Source organism: Rudanella paleaurantiibacter, from assembly GCF_009184635.1.
GTDB lineage: Bacteria > Bacteroidota > Bacteroidia > Cytophagales > Spirosomataceae > Rudanella > Rudanella paleaurantiibacter.
This window is the reverse complement of record NZ_WELI01000010.1, coordinates 120671-141318: the sequence shown is the minus strand read 5'-3', so window position 1 is coordinate 141318 and position 20648 is coordinate 120671. Positions and strand designations below refer to the sequence as shown.

General features: G+C 54.9%; 17 protein-coding genes. 12 read left to right on the top strand and 5 right to left on the bottom strand.

The genetic code is table 11. From position 1 onward, the window contains the following. Nucleotides 1-47: 47 nt before the first annotated feature. The 8 genes from F5984_RS21305 to F5984_RS21270 all read left to right on the top strand — a co-directional run bounded on the left by F5984_RS21305 (nt 48) and on the right by F5984_RS21270 (nt 7905). Nucleotides 48-1463 (top strand): Gfo/Idh/MocA family protein, encoded by a 1416-nt coding sequence (locus F5984_RS21305; protein ID WP_246169230.1) that lies wholly within the window; start codon nt 48-50, stop codon nt 1461-1463. Between the two features lie 506 nt (nt 1464-1969). After that, nucleotides 1970-2764, top strand: a complete 795-nt coding sequence (locus F5984_RS21300; RefSeq protein ID WP_246169227.1) for an OmpA family protein — start codon at nt 1970-1972, stop codon at nt 2762-2764. Between the two features lie 23 nt (nt 2765-2787). Continuing rightward, complete coding sequence (locus F5984_RS21295; protein WP_152126237.1) at nt 2788-3558, top strand: oxygenase MpaB family protein; 771 nt, start codon at nt 2788-2790, stop codon at nt 3556-3558. Nucleotides 3559-3597: 39 nt separating this feature from the next. Beyond that, nucleotides 3598-4020, top strand: a complete 423-nt coding sequence (locus tag F5984_RS21290) for a DUF4174 domain-containing protein (protein WP_152126236.1) — start codon at nt 3598-3600, stop codon at nt 4018-4020. 56 nt (nt 4021-4076) lie between these two features. Further along, nucleotides 4077-4520 carry a DMT family transporter gene (locus tag F5984_RS21285; protein WP_185155604.1) on the top strand — a complete coding sequence of 148 codons (444 nt, stop codon included), beginning with the start codon at nt 4077-4079 and terminating at the stop codon, nt 4518-4520. Between the two features lie 2 nt (nt 4521-4522). After that, nucleotides 4523-5098, top strand: a complete 576-nt coding sequence (locus tag F5984_RS21280; protein ID WP_152126234.1) for a PD-(D/E)XK nuclease family protein — start codon at nt 4523-4525, stop codon at nt 5096-5098. Continuing rightward, the gene (locus F5984_RS21275) at nt 5091-6374 is read left to right on the top strand and encodes an MDR family MFS transporter (RefSeq protein ID WP_152126233.1); all 1284 of its coding nucleotides are present in this window, start codon (nt 5091-5093) and stop codon (nt 6372-6374) included. Before F5984_RS21280 ends, F5984_RS21275 begins: the two co-directional genes overlap by 8 nt. Before the next feature lie 61 nt (nt 6375-6435). Further along, nucleotides 6436-7905 carry a Gfo/Idh/MocA family protein gene (locus F5984_RS21270; protein WP_152126232.1) on the top strand — a complete coding sequence of 490 codons (1470 nt, stop codon included), beginning with the start codon at nt 6436-6438 and terminating at the stop codon, nt 7903-7905. Between the two features lie 90 nt (nt 7906-7995). Here F5984_RS21270 and F5984_RS21265 read toward each other — a convergent pair whose 3' ends face one another. Next, complete coding sequence (locus F5984_RS21265) at nt 7996-8160, bottom strand: lmo0937 family membrane protein (RefSeq protein WP_019986810.1); 165 nt, start codon at nt 8158-8160, stop codon at nt 7996-7998. Nucleotides 8161-8638: 478 nt separating this feature from the next. Here F5984_RS21265 and F5984_RS21260 point away from each other — a divergent pair, with 478 nt between their 5' ends. Both F5984_RS21260 and F5984_RS21255 read left to right on the top strand, forming a co-directional pair. Further along, entirely contained in the window at nt 8639-11830 is a 3192-nt protein-coding gene (locus F5984_RS21260; protein WP_152126231.1) for a TonB-dependent receptor, read from the top strand. A gap of 105 nt (nt 11831-11935) precedes the next feature. Next, on the top strand, nt 11936-12799 hold the full coding sequence (locus tag F5984_RS21255; RefSeq protein WP_152126230.1) for a glycerophosphodiester phosphodiesterase family protein: 864 nt from the start codon (nt 11936-11938) through the stop codon (nt 12797-12799). Between the two features lie 109 nt (nt 12800-12908). Here F5984_RS21255 and F5984_RS21250 read toward each other — a convergent pair whose 3' ends face one another. Beyond that, entirely contained in the window at nt 12909-13901 is a 993-nt protein-coding gene (locus F5984_RS21250) for an aldo/keto reductase (protein WP_152126229.1), read from the bottom strand. Between the two features lie 54 nt (nt 13902-13955). Then, nucleotides 13956-15398 (bottom strand): glycoside hydrolase family 30 protein, encoded by a 1443-nt coding sequence (locus F5984_RS21245; protein ID WP_152126228.1) that lies wholly within the window; start codon nt 15396-15398, stop codon nt 13956-13958. 276 nt (nt 15399-15674) lie between these two features. Between F5984_RS21245 and F5984_RS21240 the strand changes: the two genes are divergently transcribed. Then, nucleotides 15675-16367 (top strand): hypothetical protein, encoded by a 693-nt coding sequence (locus tag F5984_RS21240; protein ID WP_246169225.1) that lies wholly within the window; start codon nt 15675-15677, stop codon nt 16365-16367. 79 nt (nt 16368-16446) lie between these two features. Here F5984_RS21240 and F5984_RS21235 read toward each other — a convergent pair whose 3' ends face one another. Then, nucleotides 16447-18975, bottom strand: coding sequence for an ATP-dependent Clp protease ATP-binding subunit (locus tag F5984_RS21235; protein WP_152126226.1), 2529 nt, complete (start codon nt 18973-18975; stop codon nt 16447-16449). Nucleotides 18976-19056: 81 nt separating this feature from the next. Further along, nucleotides 19057-19641 (bottom strand): WbqC family protein, encoded by a 585-nt coding sequence (locus F5984_RS21230; RefSeq protein ID WP_317163131.1) that lies wholly within the window; start codon nt 19639-19641, stop codon nt 19057-19059. A gap of 119 nt (nt 19642-19760) precedes the next feature. Between F5984_RS21230 and F5984_RS21225 the strand changes: the two genes are divergently transcribed. Beyond that, nucleotides 19761-20630: a lysophospholipid acyltransferase family protein gene (locus F5984_RS21225; protein ID WP_152126224.1), complete on the top strand. Its 870-nt coding sequence runs from the start codon at nt 19761-19763 to the stop codon at nt 20628-20630. Nucleotides 20631-20648: the final 18 nt, after the last annotated feature.

Below are 20648 nucleotides of genomic sequence, written 5' to 3'. Positions count from 1 at the left end.
AAATCTTCAGACGACGGGTTTACCCCCTGAACAAAACAGGAGGTAGTATGTCGTTACTGGACAAATTCATGAAGGGCCGGGCCGAGCTGGCGATGCCGGGCCCCGACGGGCTCATCAGCCGAAAAAGCTTTTTACAGGCGGCTGGCAGTGCGGTCGCGGCCGGGGTAGCTACAGGGATGGTGGCTTCCTGCCAGACTCAGGGGCAGTCGCCTACATACCCGGTGCCTACCTCGGGCACCTACAAAGCACCAACGGGTCAGCAGGTGCCCAGTTCCCCACCCTATTCCCCACCGGCCAACGTACCCGCCCAATCCGATACCCCTATTGAGCTGGAAGCCTGGAAATCGGATGCCGACCGGCAGTCGGGCCCTGTTCCTACTCCCTTACCCAACGACGAGCGGGTTGGCTATGCCTTAGTGGGCTTAGGGCACCTGACTTTAGAGGAGCTGCTGCCCGCCTTTGGAGCCTGCAAAAAATCGAAGCCTGTGGCGCTCGTGAGCGGTAACCCCGAAAAGCTCCAGAAAGTGGCCCGGCAGTACGGCATCAAACCCGAAAGTTGCTACAGCTACGACACCTACGATAAGCTCAAAGATAACCCTGAGGTGCAGGTCATCTACATTGTACTGCCCAACTCCATGCACGCCGAGTACACCATTCGGGGGGCGCAGGCGGGTAAGCACATTCTCTGCGAAAAACCAATGGCCAATTCCTCGGCCGAGTGCCGGGCCATGATCGATGCGTGCCAGAAAGCGAACCGAAAACTGATGATTGCCTACCGGATTCAGTACGAGCCGTACAACCGGTACGTGCGCGAGCAACTTCAAAAAAATGAATTCGGTAAGCCCAAGTTTGTAGATGCCTACAACTGCCAGTCGTCGGCCAATCCCAATCATTGGCGACACATCAAAGCGTTGGCCGGGGGCGGTGCCCTACCCGACATTGGGTTGTACTGCCTCAACACGACCCGGTTTATTCTGGGCGAAGAACCCACCGAAGTATTTGCCTACACCGCCAGCGACCCTGCCAATCCGTTGTTTAAGGAGGTGGAAGAAGTCTGTTCGTGGCAGATGAAGTTTCCGAGTGGCGTAATTGCCAACTGTGCTACCCATTACAATGTGCACGACGCCCGGCAGTACCGGGTTATGACCGAACGCGGCTGGTACGAGCTCGGCAATGCCTACGCCTATGAAGGCCAGAAACTAACCACCTCCCGCGCCGATGGCCCAATTGTGCGGCAGGAAAACGTGAGCATTACACCCAAAAATCAGTTTGCTACCGAAATGGACCACTTTTCGGACTGTATTCTGAAAGATAAAGATCCGTACACGCCCGGACAGGAAGGCTTGCAAGATCAGCAGATTATGGAGGCCATTTACCAGTCGGCGCGCGAAGGCCGACCGGTCAAACTGCCACCTGTTGACCAGAAAGACCGTTTTCGTGGCCCCGAGCCTAACCTGACCTGACCCGTCGTGATTCAGAATGGGCTTTCGCGTTGAATCTGTATTCGGCTTACAACCTTAATCTGTATTCGCTACACCACTGACAGGGTCTTTGACCACTGTCAGGGTGTGTACAATCACACCGGTGGCCCGACCAAACCCTGACAGTGGTCAAAGACCATGTCAGTGGTTGCTTCCCTCAACGTAAGTTCCGAGAAATAGCATAGACCGAAACCTCAACAACAATAAACCAACGTGAGTTATGGTAAATGCCCATTGTGTTTTATGTAAATAGTTGCTGACGCCAGGGCCTTCGACAGGCTCAACCGCACGCGGTCCGGGCTGACCACAAATTTGCGAGTTACCCGTCAGCCTGAGCCTGTCGAAGGCCCTGGCGTCAGCAACTATCCATGACTCACGTTAAACCAAAAACAATAAACCAGAAACATACATCCCGCCAATTAGAGCGGTAAGGTGAGGCTGGTACAGTCTTTGTGAGACGAAGTAACTGTTACCAACTCTCTTTCATCGTGCCTTGTCTGTACCGCCGTAGCCTTGTTCTGATTAGTCTGTTGAGCGTTCTGATTTTGCTCACCCACGCCCGATTGGTGGCCCAGAACGTAACCGTCAAACGTACCGACGTACCGCAGTCGGCCGTATCGGGAGCGACCCAAAGCACCATAACAGCGAATCCCGTTGACTTTACAGTGCGAGCGATCGACGAAAAAACGCAGGCCGACATCAGTGCGCAGTACGATATACAGGCGGTGCTGGCCAAAAAGTCGTTCAAAGGGAGCAGTAAGCCGGGGCAACCCTTTCGGTTTGTCCTTACCCGGACCGATACGCTCGTGGTCAAAACCGATGTGAAAGGCTACTACAAAACCGAAGAAGTCTTGCTGGTGTCGTGCGATACCTGCGGCACCTACGAGCATATTGCCGTCATGGAGCGGATTGATACGGTATTTACAGACCTGAAAGTGAATCAGTCCATTCGGCTCGATAATGTGTATTTTGACCAGAGCAGCTACGTACTCCGGCCCGAATCAGGCGCGCAACTCGACAAACTGCTCAAAACCCTCCGAACCAACCCGAGTCTCACAATTGAAATTGCGGGGCATACTGATAACGTAGGCGACCGTCGGCTCAATCAGGCCCTGTCGGAAAACCGGGCGCGGGTCATCACCAACTATCTGGTAACGCGGGGCATTACCGCTAATCGGCTTATTCCCAAAGGCTACGGCGACGCCCGACCTGTGGCTCCTAACGATTCAGAAGACAACAAAAAGAAGAACCGGCGCGTTGAATTTGTGGTTTTGAAACTGTAAACAACAAATCCCAACCCGTAACTATGACGACGACGTATTTCGTCAAACCCGATTCGATTGTCCGGCGTATTTGGGGCGATGCCGACGTAATTCTGCTCGTATTTGCCGGCTCAGCGGCCGAATTTGCCCTCAATAAGGCGGTCGACTGGCTGTTTTTCACCGGTAAGCTCCCTGCCGACCCTATTGCCCGGCTTTTTTCTACCGTTCGGTACGCGCAGGAAATCGTGTTCGCCCCCGAAGACCGGGCACAGCAGGCCGTTCACCGCATGGGTGCAATTCACGGCGGGGTTGAACGGCAACGCGGGTACGCCATTCCCGACTGGGCCTACCGCGATGTTCTCTACATGCTCATCGACTATTCGGAGCGGGCCTATACCCTGCTGCACCGGCCCCTGCTACCCCACGAGCAAAATGAACTGTTTACCGTATTCCGGGCGGTAGGTGCGGGTATGGGCGTGGCCGACCTCCCCACAAACTACACCGACTGGCAACGCGACCGGCAACAGCACCTCGACCGCGACCTGGCTCATAGCGACTTTACCGACCGGCTTTTTACCCGCTACCGCGAACAATTGGGCAGTTGGCGATACAATCTACTGCTACAGGCGCAGGCACTGCTGGTGCCTAAGGCCGTAAGCGAACGACTGCCCCTGCCCCAGAAACCAGTACTAGCCCAAACCATTGGCCTGTACCGAATCCTGAACGGCCTCGGGCTGCGGTCGGTGGTACAACGGGTCTTGTTACCTACCGAATACCTCGATCAGATTCGCGCTCTCGACAGGCGAAACAGTTAGCCGCTGGGCGTGTTAGTCAGAGACCAAACTGCTACGTCTATGCGCCAATTATTGCTGCTGTCTATGCTCCTTTTACCGATTGACGCCCAACCTGCCGAACCAACCCTCCGGCAGTGGCTCGCCGAACGCCAGTGGAAAAACCGGATCGTGCTTCTGTACGCACCCTCCGCCAACACGCCCGAACTCCGGCAGCAACGTCAACTGTTCAGCGCCGACCGGCCCGGCCTCGATGAACGTGACCTTTTGGTTCGGGAGCTAACTGCCGACAACCTCTCGGCCACCGACCGGGCCTACCTCTCCCGCACACTCGACGTACCCGAAACGGGCTTTCAGGCGTTGCTAATCGGGAAAGATGGCGGGGTAAAGCTCCGTCAGTCGTCGCCGTTTACGCTCAAACAACTCTTTAGCACCATCGACGGGATGTATATGCGGCAACAGGAGATGAAAAAGAGCCGCCGGTAACCCGGATGCCGGGGGCAACCGCTATTTTTGCGGTTGAATCGTTTTGCCTTCTCTGCATGCAGTATCTGTTTTTTATTCTGGCCGTTCTGACGGGCGTTGGCATCAGCGTACAGTCGGGGGTCAACTCCTCGCTTCGGCACGCCCTGAGTAACCCCGTACTGGCCGCCCTCATTTCGTTCGGAACGGGCTTTTTTGCGCTGGTGGCCGTTCACCTGTTTTCGGGCAACCCAACCCCCACCGCCGACGAACTTCGGCAGATTAACTGGTGGAAATGGACCGGTGGCGTCATTGGTGCCTGTTATGTGACCACGGTGATTATCAGCGTCTCGAAAATAGGGCCCGCCAACCTGCTGAGTCTGAGTGTGGCCGGACAGCTCATTGCCGCCGTTATTCTCGACCACTACGGGTTACTCGGATTTCAGTCGCACCCGGCCAATATCTGGCGGCTGGTTGGGGTGGCCCTCATCATTGCCGGAGTCGTATTTGTCGTCAAAAATTAGGCATGATTCGTTACCGCTTCTACCCCACGCTGCTCAACGTTTTTTCGCGCTACCTGCACGGCGGCCCGGTGAGCGAGGCCGATGTACTGGCCACCATCAACCGCGTGCCCAGGCCCACCACAGCCGCTCAGGAACGGGGCAGTTCGTTTGAAGAAGCCGTGATTAAGGGGACAGACGAAGAGCGGTTCGACCCGGCGATTCTGGCCAACGTACGCAAGCTACTCCCCCGGCCTATTGTGGATGTGCAGGTGTATTGCCAGTGGGAAATTGACGACGTACTGTTTTACGGCTACGTAGACCTGATCGGCAAATTCAAAGCCGTCGACCTGAAAACGACCTCCTCCTACCAGAAAGACCGGTACGTGCACAACCATCAGAATCTGTACCTGCACGCCCTCAAAAAGAAAGGGATTCGGCTCATGGAGTACGTGATTACTGATTTTCAGGATGTGTACGTGGAAAGCTACGCCCTAACTACCCCGATTGACCGGCAACTGGAAGAAATCCGGCTTTTCAAGGCGTTTCTGGATGAACACCGCCCGCTCATCACCGACAAGAAAATTTTCGTGAATGAGTAACCGGGTCATTCAACTCTACCGAAATGCGTACCAGGGTCTGTCGCCTTCGGTTTGGCTTTTGTCGGGGGTGATGCTCATCAACCGGTGCGGCACCATGGTACTCCCCTACCTGAGTCTTTACCTGACCCAAAAGCTGCATTACACTGTAGCTCAAACGGGCGTAGTGATGGCCTTGTACGGCTGCGGAGCCATTGTGGGCGTTTACCTCGGCGGTCGCCTGACCGACCGCTTTGGGTTTGCTCCTGTGCAGTTGTACAGTCTCTTTTTTGGTGGGGTCTTTCTGCTGGGCTTTCAGTTTGTCACCGACTTTACGGCTATGTGTGGGGCGGCTTTTTGCTTCACGCTCCTTGGCGACACCTTTCGGCCGGCCAACTCGGCGGCCATCGCCCATTACAGCGACGAAGCCAACCGGACCCGGGCGTTTTCGCTCAACCGGCTGGCTATCAACCTCGGCTGGGCCGTGGGGGGCGGCCTGGGTGGTTTCCTGGCCGGCATCGACTACAGCCTGCTTTTCTGGGCCGACGGCCTGACGTGCATTCTGGCCGCCGTGGTTTTATACCTGACCCTGCCCCGCGCGCAAAAAGCACCTGCTTCACCCGAACCGATCTCCGCCGAAAGTACCCATGCTACCCCACCATCACGCTCAGAACCCGTGCAATCGGCCTACCGCGACGGGTATTTTCTGCGTGTTATGGGCCTGACGTTGCTCTTTGTTTGCGCGTTTATACTGATGTTCAGTCTCTTGCCGCTGTACTTCAAGCAGGTACTTCACCTCCGCGAAGCCCAGATTGGCCTGCTCATGAGCCTGAACGGGCTACTGATTGTAGCGGTCGAGATGGCGCTGGTATTTACCCTCGAAAAACGCCTGCCCGATGCCCGCTCCAAACTCATGATCATTGCCCTTGGCGTGGGGCTTACCGGACTGGCCTATGCCGTGCTTACGTTGAGCACCTGGCCGGGCCTGGCGCTCATCACCATCCTGCTCATGACCTTTGGTGAGATGCTGGCTATGCCGTTCATGCAAACGCTGGCCGTTACCCGGTCAAATGCCCAGAATCGGGGCCAGTACATGGCTTTGTATTCTATGGCCTGGGCCATTTCGCAGCTCATCAGCCCGTTGCTGGGTGCCCAGATAGCCGGGTCGGCGGGGTTTGTTACGTTGTGGTGGGTAGCCGCTGGCGCCTGTACCCTCTCGACGGCAGGTTTCTGGTGGTTAAGTCGGCCGACGAATTTTCAGTCGGTTGCGGGTAAAATGCAGGGGAGCGACCCTTTCTAATTTAGCCGACTGCTAAGGGGCAGTCACGCGCGCAACTATCAACCACATTTCCACCTGATTCATGGATCAGTCAGAACAGTCAACGAGCCCCTCACGGCGTCAGTTCCTGCAAACCGGGGCACTGGCCGCAGCGAGTAGCTTCTTTATCGTACCCCGCCATGTGCTGGGCAAGGGGTTCATTGCCCCCAGCGACAAGCTGAACATTGCTGGCGTCGGAATCGCTGGCAAAGGCTTTTCGGACACCAACAATTCGTTTAACAACGGAGCCAACAACCTGGTAGCCCTCTGCGATGTCGACTGGAGCCGCGAACAGGTGCAGGCTCAGTTTAAGAAGCACGACAAGGCTACGCGCTACAAGGACTTCCGCCAGATGCTGGAGAAGGAAGCCAAAAACATCGATGCCGTTACGGTTTCGACTGCCGACCACACCCACGCTGTTGTGGCCATGGCCGCTATGCAGCTGGGGAAGCACGTGTACGTGCAGAAGCCGCTCACTCATAATATCTACGAAGCCCGGATGCTGACCGAAGCCGCCCGCAAATACAAGGTGGTGACGCAGATGGGCAATCAGGGTGCCTCAAACCCGCAGCAGGAGCAAATGGTAGCCTGGTTCGACAAAGGGCTGCTCGGTAAGGTGCATACCGTACACCTCTGGACCAACCGCCCAGTATGGCCACAGGGAATTCCGGTACCGCCACCGGCTGGCGAAGTCCCCGCCGACCTCGACTGGGATACCTGGCTCGGACCCGCCCAGAAAGTAGGCTATACGCCAGCCTACCACCCCTTCAAATGGCGGGGTTGGTGGAACTTCGGGGCAGGTGCCCTCGGCGACATTGGCTGTCACATCATGGATGTACCGTTCCGGGTACTCCGCCTGGGCTACCCCACGGAAGTGGAAGCCAGCATTGGTTCGGTGTTCCTTAAAGACTGGACACCCGAGTACATTCCCGAAGGCTGCCCACCGTCGTCGCACGTGGAGCTGAAGTTTCCGGCAACGGCCAAAAACAAGCAGGACGTTCGGATGACCTGGTCCGATGGTGGTATTCGTCCGTTCCGGCCCGAATGGCTACCGGAGGGCGAGCCGATGCCCGAAAACGGCGAAAATGGCATGTTGATGATCGGCGACAAAGGCCTGCTTGTCTGCGGTCTGTACGGCAACGATCCCCGTCTGTACACCAAGAGCGGTCAGAAATACGTGGGCGACCCGAAACCAGAAAGTGTAACCAAACTGCCCGAAAACGGCCACCAAATTTTGTGGACCGAGGCTTGTAAGGCTGGTTTCAACAGCAAGGAGCACAAAGCTCTGCACTCGTCGTTCGATTTTGCCGGCCCGCTCACCGAGTCGGTACTGATGGGTAACCTTGCCATTCGGAGCTACACGCTGCGCACCCCGCGCGCCAACAGCCGCAATTTCGACTACCCCGGCCGTAAGCGCCTGATGTGGGATGGCGTGAACATGAAGGTAACGAACTTCGACGATGCCAACCAGTTTGTAAAACGTGAATACCGCGAAGGCTGGAAGCTGGTTTAATGCCAATTGATTAAAAACGGTCGAGGGGAGCAAGTAACTGATACATCAGTTACTTGCTCCCCTCGACCGCTTGTGTCTTTTCCGTTTATCTTACACCGGCGAATTCCCTCGAATAATCCGAAGCAAAATTACAACGACTGCGATAACGAGCAGAACGTGAATCAGGTTACCAAGGCCAAAGCCACCAAAACCTAAGAATCCGATGAGCCAGAGGATGATGCAAATCACCGCAATGGTGTACAGTATGTTTCCCATGATAGTTTGAATGTTAGAATGTACTAAGGGTATATATAAATATCATACCAAAACAATTACCCTACTGTTTATCAGTCACTTACCCCTTGTTAACGTTTAACCCATCACGTTACATTGTGGAAAAGCATTCTCAAACTGTTACAAAATAGTGGCACACCTGTATCCACACCCATTTCAACTATCTCTCCCGTTTATTTAGGTAAAGGCCCGTTCACGTCTACAAACCCGCCAAGTATGTGTAAACAAACTGTTACGCCCACCGAAGCCAATGCCCTCGTAGTACGGCTTCTTTCTAAATCAGACAGTTGCTGAGGAAGTGTCGTACTTCATTCCGGGCAGAAAACACCCTGCGGGCCGCCTAAACCCCATGTAGCATACGATTTCATGTACTAATGGTTACGAATTGGTAATCGTTGGATAACACCTACGTAACGTAGCGTGTGTCTCTTTGCAGCGGTAACTATACGTACCGTCTTTCATGAAAAAACTATTATTCTCACTTCTCTTTTTAAGTGCTTTTGTCGTCACCGGACTACGCGCCCAAACCACCCAAACATCTATTGTTGGCGTGGTGCTCGAAAACGGCAAGACACCGCTCCCCGGGGCAACCGTGCTGCTCCGAAACGAATCGACGGGCTTTTCTACCGGCACCGTAACGAACGTAAAAGGTGAATACTCGTTCAAGGAACTTCCGCTCGGAGGGCCCTACACCGTACGCGCTACATTTGTGGGGTTTGGCGAGCAGAAACAAACGGGTTACATGCTCAATCAGGGCGATCTGATCCGCATTAACCTCTCCATGCAGGAAAGCGGGCAGAACCTCGACGTGGTGGACGTGGTCGCTTCGGGCCTCAAAAACAAGGTCGAGAACTTTGGCGCGGCAACCGCCGTATCGGCCCGTTCTATTGCAACACTGCCCGTAAACGGCCGGAACTTCACCTCCCTCACCGACCTCTCTCCGCTCGCGGGTCGGGGTGGGAACCTGTCGGGGCAACTCGGCTCATCGACCAACTTTACCATTGACGGGATGACGGCTAAGAACCCCACCTCGGCGGGGTCAACAACCAGCCGGAGCGGTGCCCCCTACTCCATCTCGATTGAAGCCGTTCGGGAGTTTAAGGTGATTACCAACCAGTACGACGTCGTGTACGGCCGGGCCGGGGGCGGGCTGATTTCGTCGGTGACGAAGTCGGGTACCAATCAGCTTACGGGGAGCGTGTTCAACTACACCCGTGCCAACTGGCTCGCCAGTAAATACGACATTCGGGGCAATCCGCGCTCGGTTAAATACTCGACCAACCAGTTTGGTTTTTCACTCGGTGGCCCTATCATCAAAGACAAACTGCACTATTTTGTGGTGTGGGACCGGCAGCAGGATTCGCGCCCGCTCATTGTAGCCGACGTGCAGTCGCCGGTCGATGAAAACCGCTTCAACGTGACCCGGACCACGCTCGACCGGTTTGTGGGCATTGCCCGCTCGCTGTATGGTACGGCCAACACGCCCCAGTACGGGCAGTTTGACAAGGTGCGCGGCTCCAACGCGGGTTTTCTGCGGCTCGACTGGCAGATTAACAACCGAAACCTGTTGACCATCCGCAACAACTTCACGAGCGACCGCAACAAGCTGGGTCTGGCCGACAATACCTCGATCAATATTTACGAATCGTACGGCAACGACTTCAACTGGGACAACAGTATGCTGGCTACGCTGCGGACCTCGGTAAGCCCACGCATCACCAACGAGCTTAAATTCCAGCACCTCTACACCTACCAACTGAGCAGCCCCGGCGACCAGTTGCCCACGGCTAACATTCCTCGGGCCATTGTCGAAAACGTCGTGTCGACTGTTGGGGGAGCCAACCGCTCCACCAACATCCAGATGGGCGGGCACCGGTTTGCGCAGGAGGGTTTTAAAAACAACGTACTGCAACTGGTCAATAACCTGTATTACAACACCGACAAAGCCCAGTTTACGTTTGGCACGGACCTGATGTACACGCATTCGAATTCGGTGTATGGTAGCGAGGTTAACGGCCGGTTCCACTACACCGTGGACGGGTCGCTGTCGGCCCTCGACAAGTTTGAGCGGCTCCAGCCCTACCGGTACTTCCGCGAGGTGCCTCTTAAAGACGACTGGAGTGTGCGCGGAAGCATCTGGAATGCGGGCATTTACGGCCAAATGAGCACCCGACTGGCCACCGGCCTCGACATGACGGCCGGCCTCCGGTTCGACTATGCGCACTACCCCAAAGCGGCCCTCAACCAGACCGTATTGCAGGACCTGAACCTGCGCACCGACAACCGGCTCCGGTCATTTGTGGTACAGCCGCGCCTGCAATTTACCTGGGACGTGAACGAGCAACGGCGTGACATTATCCGGCTCGGGGGTGGGGTGTTTGCTTCAGACATCAACAACTACGTGCTGATCAATAACCTGACATTCGACGGCACCAATCTGGCCACCGTCGACGTTCGCGGGGCCAACGTACCGACGCCCAACTTTGCGGCTTATCGGGCCAACTACAGCAGCATTCCCTCACTGGCGCAGTTTCAGCTTCCCACCATCAACATGACCGGGGCCAACGCCCGCGTGCCGGTTCTGTACAAAGCGAACCTCTCTTACACCCGGTTTGTAACCGACCGCCTGAAGGTGAGCCTGTCGGGCTTTATGTCGCTGGCCCGCAACAACTACACCTACGTAGACCGAAACATGGTAACGGAGCCATTTTTCCGGCTCGCCAACGAAGGGAATCGGGGGGTGTATGTGCCACTCAACACTATGCCCGCCAACGGTGCCGGCGATTGGCTGCAGGGCCGCGTAAGTCAGCGGTTGGGCCGGGTGCTTGAGCTGACCAGCGACGGAAAAGTAAACAATTTTGCCGCCGTAGTCGACGCTACGTACCGGTACTTCCGCGATGGAGAATTTACAGCCAGCTATACCTGGAATGATACCCGCGACAATACCTCGTACAATGGTAACGTAGCCAATACAGCCACGCTGGTGCAGCCCGTGGCCGACGACCCGCGCAACCTGAGCCGAATGACCTATTCCGACAACCATTTCCGGCGCAAAGTAGTCGTGTACGGTACGTTGCCCACCTTCTGGGGCGTATCGGTAGGGGTGCGTTATTCGGGCCTGGGCGGCACGCGCTACACCCTACTGTCGGGGGCTAACAGCAATGCCGACTTTGTGGCTGGTCAAAACGACCTTGCCTTTATCTTCGACCGCAACAGCGAGAGCGTCCCAGCCAATGTGCGCACGGGCTTGCAGGCTATTCTGGACAACCCCAATGCGAGCCAGAGTATCAAAGACTACATCAACCGGTATTCGGGGCAGATTGCCGAGCGTAACGGAGGTATCAACGGTTTCTACGGCATCTTCGATATTCGGGCCAGTAAGCGGGTGCGGGTGTACCGGAACCACACGATTGAGGTATCGGCCGACATCTTCAACTTCGCCAATTTCCTCAAGAAAAGCTGGGGCACCAATCGCTCACTTGGGTCACAAGCCCTGTACGCACTGGGTATTCCGGCATCGGGTAGTACCCCGGCCGTATCACCCTTCGACCGGGCCAATGCCCGTTATGTGTACCGGGTCAACACGGCCGGGGTGGTTACCCCTTCTGGCGATCCGTTCCAGGTGCAGCTCGGCATTCGCTACGGATTTTAAGCGTTGCAGTAGTTGAGTCTCCTTTTTCGGTTTTGCGTTTGGGGTAACGATACCCGATTCCCCAAACGCAAAACCATTTTTATAAACTGACCAATCCCAAACTCAATGTTCAAATCAATCGGTGTGATGGGCCTGCTGGTATGCGCCCAACTCACGTTTGCCCAGACCAAACTCGACCGTCAGGGCCACCGGGGCGCCCGTGGGCTCATGCCTGAAAATACCGTAGCTGCCATGAAAAAGGCGCTCGATGTGGGTGTCGAAACCCTGGAGCTGGACGTAGTGATCTCGAAAGATAAGCAGGTGGTGGTATCGCACGATCCCTATATGGCTGCGAGTATTTCAACCAAACCCGACGGCACGCCCGTGACCGAGGCCGAGCAGAAATCTATTAACCTGTACCAGATGCCCTACGCCGACATTCGGGCGTTTGATGTGGGCAGCCGGCCCCATGCTCAATTTCCCGATCAGAAAAAGGTTAAGGCCTACAAACCCCTGCTGACCGAACTGATCGACTCGGTTGACACGTATGCCCGCACAAAGGGTCTGCCGTTGCCCCGGTACAACATTGAGATAAAATCGGCACCGGCGGGCGACAATGTATCGCACCCGGCCCCGCAGGAGTTTGTCGATCTGGTATTGCCGATTTGCCAGAAAAAGCTGGGCAAGCGGTTTTATATTCAGTCGTTTGATGTGCGGCCGTTGCAGGTTATTCACAAGCAGCACCCCGACGTACCCATTGCTTACCTGACCGCCAACGCCAAAACAATTGACGAAAACCTGGCTACGCTTGGTTTCACACCCTTTGCCTACAGCCCCTATTACAAAGGCGTAACCGATCAAACCGTAAAAACCTGCCACCAAAAAGGTATGCAGATCATCCCTTGGACGGTTAACACAAAAGAGGAAATTCAGAGCCTCGTAAAACTGGGCGTCGACGGTATCATTACCGACTACCCTAATCTGTTTTAAAACGGGCTTTACCTAAAACGCGCTCGGCGGGCCGGAAAGAGTTTGTAACTCTCTCCGGCCCGCCGTCTCGCTTATCAAAGAGCCTGTATTTAAGGCTGGTAGAGCATAACTACTCAAAAACAACTGACTCAAATTGCGCATTAATAAACGCAATCTCGTCGGCAGAGAGTTTTACGTCAATGGCCTTGGCATTCTGAATGGCCTGTTCGGCATTACGGGCCCCTACCAGCGCCACCGTGATACCAGGCCGCTCGATGGTCCAGCGGATTACCAACTGACTCAGAGTAGCCTGTTTGCTGTCGGCCAGTGGCTTCAGGGCATTCAACAGCGTATCGGTTTTGGCGATATTCGCTTCTTTGAAGAACCGGTAGCCCGCCCGATGGTCGCCGGGCGCAAACTGATGACCGGGCTTGATTTTGCCCGTCAGCAAACCTCGCTCCATGGGGCTATACGCCAGAATCGACTTTTTATGGGCAATGCAATAGGGCACCAGCTCGTCTTCAATACCCCGGTTAATCATGCTGAACGGCACCTGATTCGAAGCGAGCGACAAGACCGACTCGGCCCGCTTCATCTGCTCCACATTGTAGTTGCTCACCCCGGCCTGCCGCACTTTACCCTGCTCAATCAGCCGCAACACAGCCTCCATCGTCTCTTCAATAGGGGTTGTTTTGTCGGGCCAGTGAATCTGATACAAGTCAATGTAATCGGTGCCGAGCCGCCGGAGGCTGTCTTCACACTCCTTCATGATGCTTTCCTTACCGGCATACTTATACACATCAATCGGGTTCCCATCGTTATCCTGACTCTTGAAGCCAAAATCGCCCTGGGTTGAATCCCAACGCATCCCGTATTTAGTCAGAATCTGCACCTTATCGCGGGAAATGCCTTTGATAGCCTCACCCACAATTTCCTCACTGGTTCCCTGCCCATAAATCGGGGCAGTATCAATGGAGGTTACCCCCAGATCATACGAAGCCCGAATGGCTTCAATAGCGCCCTGTCGTTCAGTACCACCCCACATCCAGCCGCCAGCCGCCCAGGCACCAAAGGTTATGGCCGATACGGCCAGATCAGTTTCTCCTAACTTCCGATATTCCATTGATTATAAAACGGTTTACTGTTTTGAAGAGTCATTTATAGCGCATGCATCGGTCTATTTCCCGGCCCAGACGTAGGTTCCTACGGCTCCGGCTGGCAACGACGCTTGGGCGAGAGTTCCACTCTCCCGGATGGCAAACGACTGCGCCGTTTTCGTATCATTGTACACAATAAGTACCCGGCGGTTATCCGGCGTCAGAAACGCTACATTCGGTAATGAATCCGGCCCATCGGAGCCAACCCGAACCGAGCCCGGCCGCACAAACTTGGAGGCCACGGCAACCACATAATACGGCGAGTTGCGGGTCACGGCGTTACCGTCGAGCGTGAGCGCGCCCAGGCACTGCGTGCAGCCCCCCGGCGTGTGCGGTTGCTGCCGGGGGTCGGCGGCCAGATTCCACTCCAGCACCGTCCGGCTCCAGTTGCGCGTAGCGCCAATAATGAGGTTTTTAACGTGCCAGCCCAAGTCTCCTTTCAGATTACCCGGTGCCCCCGTCCATTGTTCAGTGAAATACAGATTTTTGTCGGGATGGGCCTTGTGCACTTCCGACAGGGCCGAGATTGGGCCTGCGTACAAATGAAACGCCGAGCCATCGACATAGGGCTTTACCTCGTGGTCGTTCAGAATTGAGATCGGGTAATCGGGCCGGTCGGCGTTGTGGTCGTACAAGATAATTTTAGTCTTGATACGAGCCGCCCGGAAAGCCGGGCCGAGGCTTTTTTTGATAAATAGCCCCTGCTCTTCGGGCAACATCAGCAAACTGGGGTTATTACCCGGATGCAGGGGCTCGTTCTGAATCGTCACGGCATCGATACGGATACCTTCGGCCTGCATCCCCCGAATGTACTTCACGAAATACTGCGCGTAGGCATCATAAAACTCGGGTTTTAGGCTGCCTCCTTTGGGGCTGCCGTTGGATTTCATCCAAGCCGGGGGCGACCAGGGAGAGCCCAGAATCTTGATGGCCGGGTTGATCGCCAGAATCTGTTTCAGAATCGGAATCAGGTACTGCCGGTCGGGGTCGAGCGAGAACCGTTCCAGCCTGGGATCGGTCTGCCCCTCCGGCAAATCATTGTACGAAAATACGCGCTCGTCGAGGTCCGACGCCCCGATGCTTACCCGTAGATAACTTACGCCGATGCTGTTGCCTTGCGTGCCAAACAGTTCCCGTAGCAAGGCCGACCGCTCCGAAGCCCCCATTCGGCTTAGCAGCATGGCACTGCCGCCGGTCAGGGTATAGCCAAAGCCATCAATCGACTGAAACCGTTGCGCTTTATCGATGGTGATGATGGGGTCAGAAACGGTCTTGGCGCGTTCATCGAACCGTAAACCACCGGGTTGTTTGACGAACAGAGCCGCCGGATCGTCGGGGTTGGTGAGCCATACCGAAACCGATGCGGCCGAAGATCGGGGCGGAGGCTGCTGCCCCATGACCTGTGTTGTCAGCGCGCACCCCATCAGTACGCCGAACAGAGTATGTTTAAATGAATCGTGCATGTGAAGGGCGATGCCCCGGCAGGACAGTGTTGCCCGTCGGCGGGGAACTGCGAAGATAAGCCCATTTAGGCTGGCAAATACCCATTCTGGAGCCACAAAACACCCCGGTTCCTGATTGCCCGAAAATAGGGCAACCGTTCACGAAGTGCTTTATTCGGATTGGGCACCACAGAGCCGATCGTTCTGTATCTTTCGAACCGGCTTTGTCACACAGGCATTAGCTGGTTTCATTTACCTTCATATTTTTCAAAACTCTGCATGTTTAAACATCTCCTAATGCTCTGCCTACTCCAGGGTCTGCTTATTGTGAGTGCATCGGCTCAGCAGTTTCTGCCGCCCATCGAACGCTATTCGGGCAGTAAGCCCGGTTATCTGATTCTCAAAACCGGCGAACGAATTGAGTTTACCCTCGACGATCTGGATCGAAAACGCGGCCTCATTGTCAACGTAGCTGGCAAAACTGCCGATGGCAAGAAGTTTTCGTATAGTGCCGAACAAATTCAGGAGTTAGGCCTTACCCCGTCTGACTACGCCAAACTCGCTTCCATTTCGGAGAGCACCCGGTCAATTACCAAGATGCAACGGAATCAGGTAAACGAGTCGGGCCGGAATCTGGTCCTGTTTTACAATGAGCAACTCGACGAGCCAAAGCGCGAGGCTTTATTACAACTGGTGAACCCGGGCTTTGAATCGCGTATTCGGGTGTACAATGACCCCTTTGCGGCCGAGACTATGGGCGTTGGTTTTGCGGGCGTGCAGGTAACGGGCGGCATGGACAAGTCGTTTTATGTCCGTGCCAACGGTAAAACATTCCGGCTCAAAAAGAAGGATTATGACAAGGCCTTTGTCGATTTGTTTAGCTCCTGCAAAGGTCTCATGACCAAATATGGTAAAGACTTCGCCTGGCGCGACTTCTGTTACCACGTGTTTATGTTCGATCAGGAATGTGTCGATCTGGCCAATAAATAGACCACCGATATAAGCTGACAAAAAAAGGCCCGAACGTGCGTTCGGGCCTTTTTCACTTCAATCTATCTGTCAGGACAAATTATTCTTCAACAACTTCCTGCTTCTTTACCGAAATCGTCAGGGCTTCGCCTTCGCCTGCATAGTCGGCCAGAATCACATCGCCTTCCTTCAGATCACCCTTCAGAATTTCTTCAGCAACGGGATCTTCCAGATAACGCTGGATGGCGCGGTTGAGCGGGCGGGCACCGTACTGCGGATCGTAGCCTTTTTCGGCCAGGAAATCCTTCGCTTTCTCGGTCAGCTCTACCTTGTAGCCCAGGCTTGTAACACGGCCCAGCAGCTTGGCCAGCAACAGGTCGATGATCTGGTGCAGGTCTTCGCGTTGCAGCGAGTTGAACACGATCACATCGTCCAGACGGTTGAGGAATTCGGGCGAGAACGCCTTCCGAAGCGCACTTTGAATCGTGCTCTTCATCATGTCGTCCTGGTTTTCGGTGCGGCTGCGTGAAGCAAAACCAATACCGGCTCCGAAGTCTTTCAGGTCACGAACCCCGATGTTTGAGGTCATGATGATGATCGTGTTGCGGAAATCGACCCGGCGACCCAGACCATCGGTCAGGATACCATCGTCGAGCACCTGCAACAGGATGTTGAACACATCCGGGTGTGCTTTCTCGATCTCGTCAAGCAACACTACTGAGTATGGCTTCCGACGAATCTTCTCGGTCAACTGACCGCCTTCTTCGTAACCTACGTAGCCCGGAGGAGCTCCCACCAGTCGGCTTACACTGAATTTCTCCATGTATTCCGACATATCGATCCGCACCAGCGCGTCTTCTTTATCGAAGAGGTACGTTGCCAGTACTTTCGCCAGCTCCGTTTTACCAACCCCGGTCGGGCCAAGGAAGATAAACGAACCAATGGGCTTCTTGGGGTCTTTCAGGCCTACCCGCGTCCGCTGAATGGCTTTCACCAGCTTTTCAATGGCGGGGTTCTGACCAATCACGCGACCTTTCAGCTCCTCGCCCATGTTAATGAGCTTCTTGCCTTCGTCGTTCGAAACGCTCGTTACGGGGATGCCCGTCATCATGGCCACTACTTCGGCCACGTTGTCTTCGTTTACCGTGTACCGGCGCTTCTTGGTATCTTCTTCCCAGGCTTGCTTGGCACGCTCCAGCTGATCGATCAGGCGCTTCTCCTTGTCGCGGAGTTGGGCAGCCTCTTCGTATTTCTGGCTCTTAACCACCTGGTTTTTCTCCTTCTTGATATTCTCAATCTGCTCTTCGAGCTTCAGAATATCTTCAGGTACAGTAATGTTCGAGATGTGTACGCGGGCACCCACCTCGTCGAGCACGTCGATGGCCTTATCGGGCAGGAATCGGTCAGAGATATACCGCTCCGACAGTTTCACCGCAGCCTCTACAGCCTCTGGCGTGTAGTTTACGTGGTGGTGATCTTCATACTTATCCTTGATGTTGTTCAGGATTTCGATGGTTTCGTCAATCGACGTCGCATCGACCATCACCATCTGGAAACGACGGGCCAGGGCACCATCTTTCTCGATGTACTGACGGTATTCGTCGAGTGTAGTAGCCCCGATACATTGAATGTCGCCCCGCGCCAATGCCGGCTTGAACATATTCGACGCATCGAGCGAGCCCGAGGCTCCACCAGCGCCCACAATTGTGTGCAGCTCGTCGATAAACAGAATCACTTCGGGCGACTTCTCCAGCTCGTTCATTACGGCCTTCATCCGCTCTTCAAACTGACCCCGGTACTTGGTACCGGCCACCAGCGAAGCCAGATCGAGCGTAACCACGCGCTTGCCAAACAGCACCCGCGATACCTTCTTCTGAACGATGCGCAGGGCGAGGCCTTCCGCAATAGCGGTTTTACCAACCCCTGGTTCACCAATCAGAATCGGGTTATTTTTCTTCCGGCGGCTCAGAATCTGGGCCACACGTTCAATTTCTTTTTCACGGCCAACGATTGGGTCGAGTTTGCCGAGTTCAGCGAGCTTGGTCAGGTCACGGCCAAAGTTATCAAGGACGGGCGTGCGCGATTTCTCGCCCCCTTTTTCCTTGCCCTGACCGGTGCTGCCACCTCCGCCGAACATCCCCCGATCGTTGTCATCGTCGTCGGTTTCAGGTCCCATGTGTGGACGGGTTCCGGATGATTGATATTCCAGCATCTCCTTAATCACTTCGTAATTAACGTTGTACTTGTTCAGAATCTGCGTGGCTACATTGTCTTCGTCACGCAGAATGGACAACAGCAGGTGCTCTGTACCGATCAGCGGGCTTTTGAAGATTTTGGCCTCCAGATACGTAATCTTGAGCGTCTTCTCCGACTGACGGGTCAGCGGGATGTTCGCCAGATTTTTTACATTGTTGGTGGCCGTTCCTTTCGTCGCCTGCTCAATGGTCACCCGGAGTTCGTCGAGCGATATTCCGAGTTTTTTCAGCAAGCCGATGGCCACCCCTTCCCCCTCCCGGATCATGCCCAGCAGCAGGTGTTCGGTGCCGATGTAATCATGGCCCAGCCGGAGGGCTTCCTCCCGGCTCAAGGTGATTACTTCTTTAACGCGATTCGAAAATTTTGCATCCATTCGCTTTGGCTCTCCAGTCGTGTGCGTCTTATAATGGGGTAACGAAATATATTTCCTCTTTGTTCATTGGGCCTAAACAACTCATTGGCGGCTTTTACGCAACACATCGAGTGCATCGGGGCCTGCGCAAAACAACAGATCCACTATACTCAGGTTGGGGGCAAAATGGGGGCCAAAGTTTTGCATGTACGGCTCCGGGTGGTAAAACAGCGGCTTATCGGGCGGATTCTTAGCGTTCATCCGCGAACGTGCGTCAAATGTACCATCGGGCGGGTTTTTCTGGTACCATTCTGTCAGTAAAAGTGGGGTCTTTATCCCCAGCATTTGCCGACAAATTGTCAGCATCTCCCACGATACGTCAAACAGGAACTCCCACTCCCGACGATAAACGGCCTCCAGTTGGGGCGCATAGTACTCAAAAAACGGAGCCTTGCGATAGGCACTCTCCAAACACCGCCAGTGCCGCTGTTGCCAGGGCGTCCCGTTGTCGATCCGAACCTCACGAATGGGCTGATGGTTGGTGGCTCCGGCTACCGGCACCGTCAGACAGTCGATCTTGTTGGCCGTGAGCACATAGCACCGGTTTCGGTAACTCTGTTTCTGGTACTGCTCGTGGGCTTCAAGGTGCACTTCATCGTGCGTGAGCATGCCCACAAAAAAATCCAAACAAGGCAAAAAAGGCAATTCAATCAGTAAACGCGACGGGGTGTTGTTTTCCAACTTAACTCAACTTTTTACCAATTAAAGAAAAAAAAGAAATCACTCCAACTAATTTTGGAAGAATTATGATTTTCTTCCATTGGTTATCCCGACTGCCCTTTTCGTGGCTCTACGCCCTGTCGGATTTGCTGTACGTTGTACTGAGTTACGTGGTTCGTTACCGTCGCCGGGTAATTGTTCAGAATTTATCTACGGCCTTTCCCGAGAAGTCGGCCGCCCAAATAAACAAGCTGACACGGGGGTTCTACCGCAACCTGACCGACCTGATTGTGGAGACGATTAAACTCCCCGCCCTGAGCGCCGACGAACTGCTTCGACGGGTGCGGTTTCAGAACCCCGAACTCATTAGCAGCCGGATTGCCGCCGGGCAGCCCGTTATTATTCTGGCCTCACATCAGAGCAACTGGGAGTGGCTCCCGGCTTCGGCGCAACTCAACGGCATTATTGCCGATAGTGTGTACAAGCAACTGTCGAGCCCATTCTTCGAAAATCTGATGCGCGAAATCCGGTCTACGTTCGGCGTAAACCCCATTCCGATGCACCGGCTCCTGCGCGACGTGGCTGTGCGCCGACATGTACCGCGGGCCATTGCGCTCGTGGCCGATCAGATTCCAGCCTCGCCCGAGGTGGCTTACTGGCTGCCTTTTCTGAACCACGAAACCGCGTTTTATCCAGGGCCCGAAAAACTGGCTCGCTCGCTACAACTGCCTGTTTTCTATGTTGAAATGGTGCGGGTGCGCCGGGGTTACTACGACGTTACCCTGCACACCCTGGCCGAACCGCCGTACAAAGACCTGCCCGATGAAGCAATTCTGACCCGGTACCGCGACCGGTTGGAACGGACCATTCAAGCCAACCCCTCCGACTGGCTCTGGTCGCACAAGCGCTGGAAACATCAGCGGGAAGAATACATCGGGCGAGGACGGCAGAAGTAGGCTCACTCTTATTTTTTG

Coding starts and splice junctions, on each gene's coding strand:
- F5984_RS21280 (WP_152126234.1), top strand. CDS start 4,523: ATGATTCGTTACCGCTTCTACCCCACGCTGCTCAACGTTTTTTCGCGC.
- F5984_RS21285 (WP_185155604.1), top strand. CDS start 4,077: ATGCAGTATCTGTTTTTTATTCTGGCCGTTCTGACGGGCGTTGGCATC.
- F5984_RS21305 (WP_246169230.1), top strand. CDS start 48: ATGTCGTTACTGGACAAATTCATGAAGGGCCGGGCCGAGCTGGCGATG.
- F5984_RS21290 (WP_152126236.1), top strand. CDS start 3,598: ATGCGCCAATTATTGCTGCTGTCTATGCTCCTTTTACCGATTGACGCC.
- F5984_RS21225 (WP_152126224.1), top strand. CDS start 19,761: ATGATTTTCTTCCATTGGTTATCCCGACTGCCCTTTTCGTGGCTCTAC.
- F5984_RS21235 (WP_152126226.1), bottom strand. CDS start 18,975: ATGGATGCAAAATTTTCGAATCGCGTTAAAGAAGTAATCACCTTGAGC.
- F5984_RS21245 (WP_152126228.1), bottom strand. CDS start 15,398: ATGCACGATTCATTTAAACATACTCTGTTCGGCGTACTGATGGGGTGC.
- F5984_RS21270 (WP_152126232.1), top strand. CDS start 6,436: ATGGATCAGTCAGAACAGTCAACGAGCCCCTCACGGCGTCAGTTCCTG.
- F5984_RS21240 (WP_246169225.1), top strand. CDS start 15,675: ATGCTCTGCCTACTCCAGGGTCTGCTTATTGTGAGTGCATCGGCTCAG.
- F5984_RS21255 (WP_152126230.1), top strand. CDS start 11,936: ATGTTCAAATCAATCGGTGTGATGGGCCTGCTGGTATGCGCCCAACTC.
- F5984_RS21260 (WP_152126231.1), top strand. CDS start 8,639: ATGAAAAAACTATTATTCTCACTTCTCTTTTTAAGTGCTTTTGTCGTC.
- F5984_RS21275 (WP_152126233.1), top strand. CDS start 5,091: ATGAGTAACCGGGTCATTCAACTCTACCGAAATGCGTACCAGGGTCTG.
- F5984_RS21250 (WP_152126229.1), bottom strand. CDS start 13,901: ATGGAATATCGGAAGTTAGGAGAAACTGATCTGGCCGTATCGGCCATA.
- F5984_RS21295 (WP_152126237.1), top strand. CDS start 2,788: ATGACGACGACGTATTTCGTCAAACCCGATTCGATTGTCCGGCGTATT.
- F5984_RS21265 (WP_019986810.1), bottom strand. CDS start 8,160: ATGGGAAACATACTGTACACCATTGCGGTGATTTGCATCATCCTCTGG.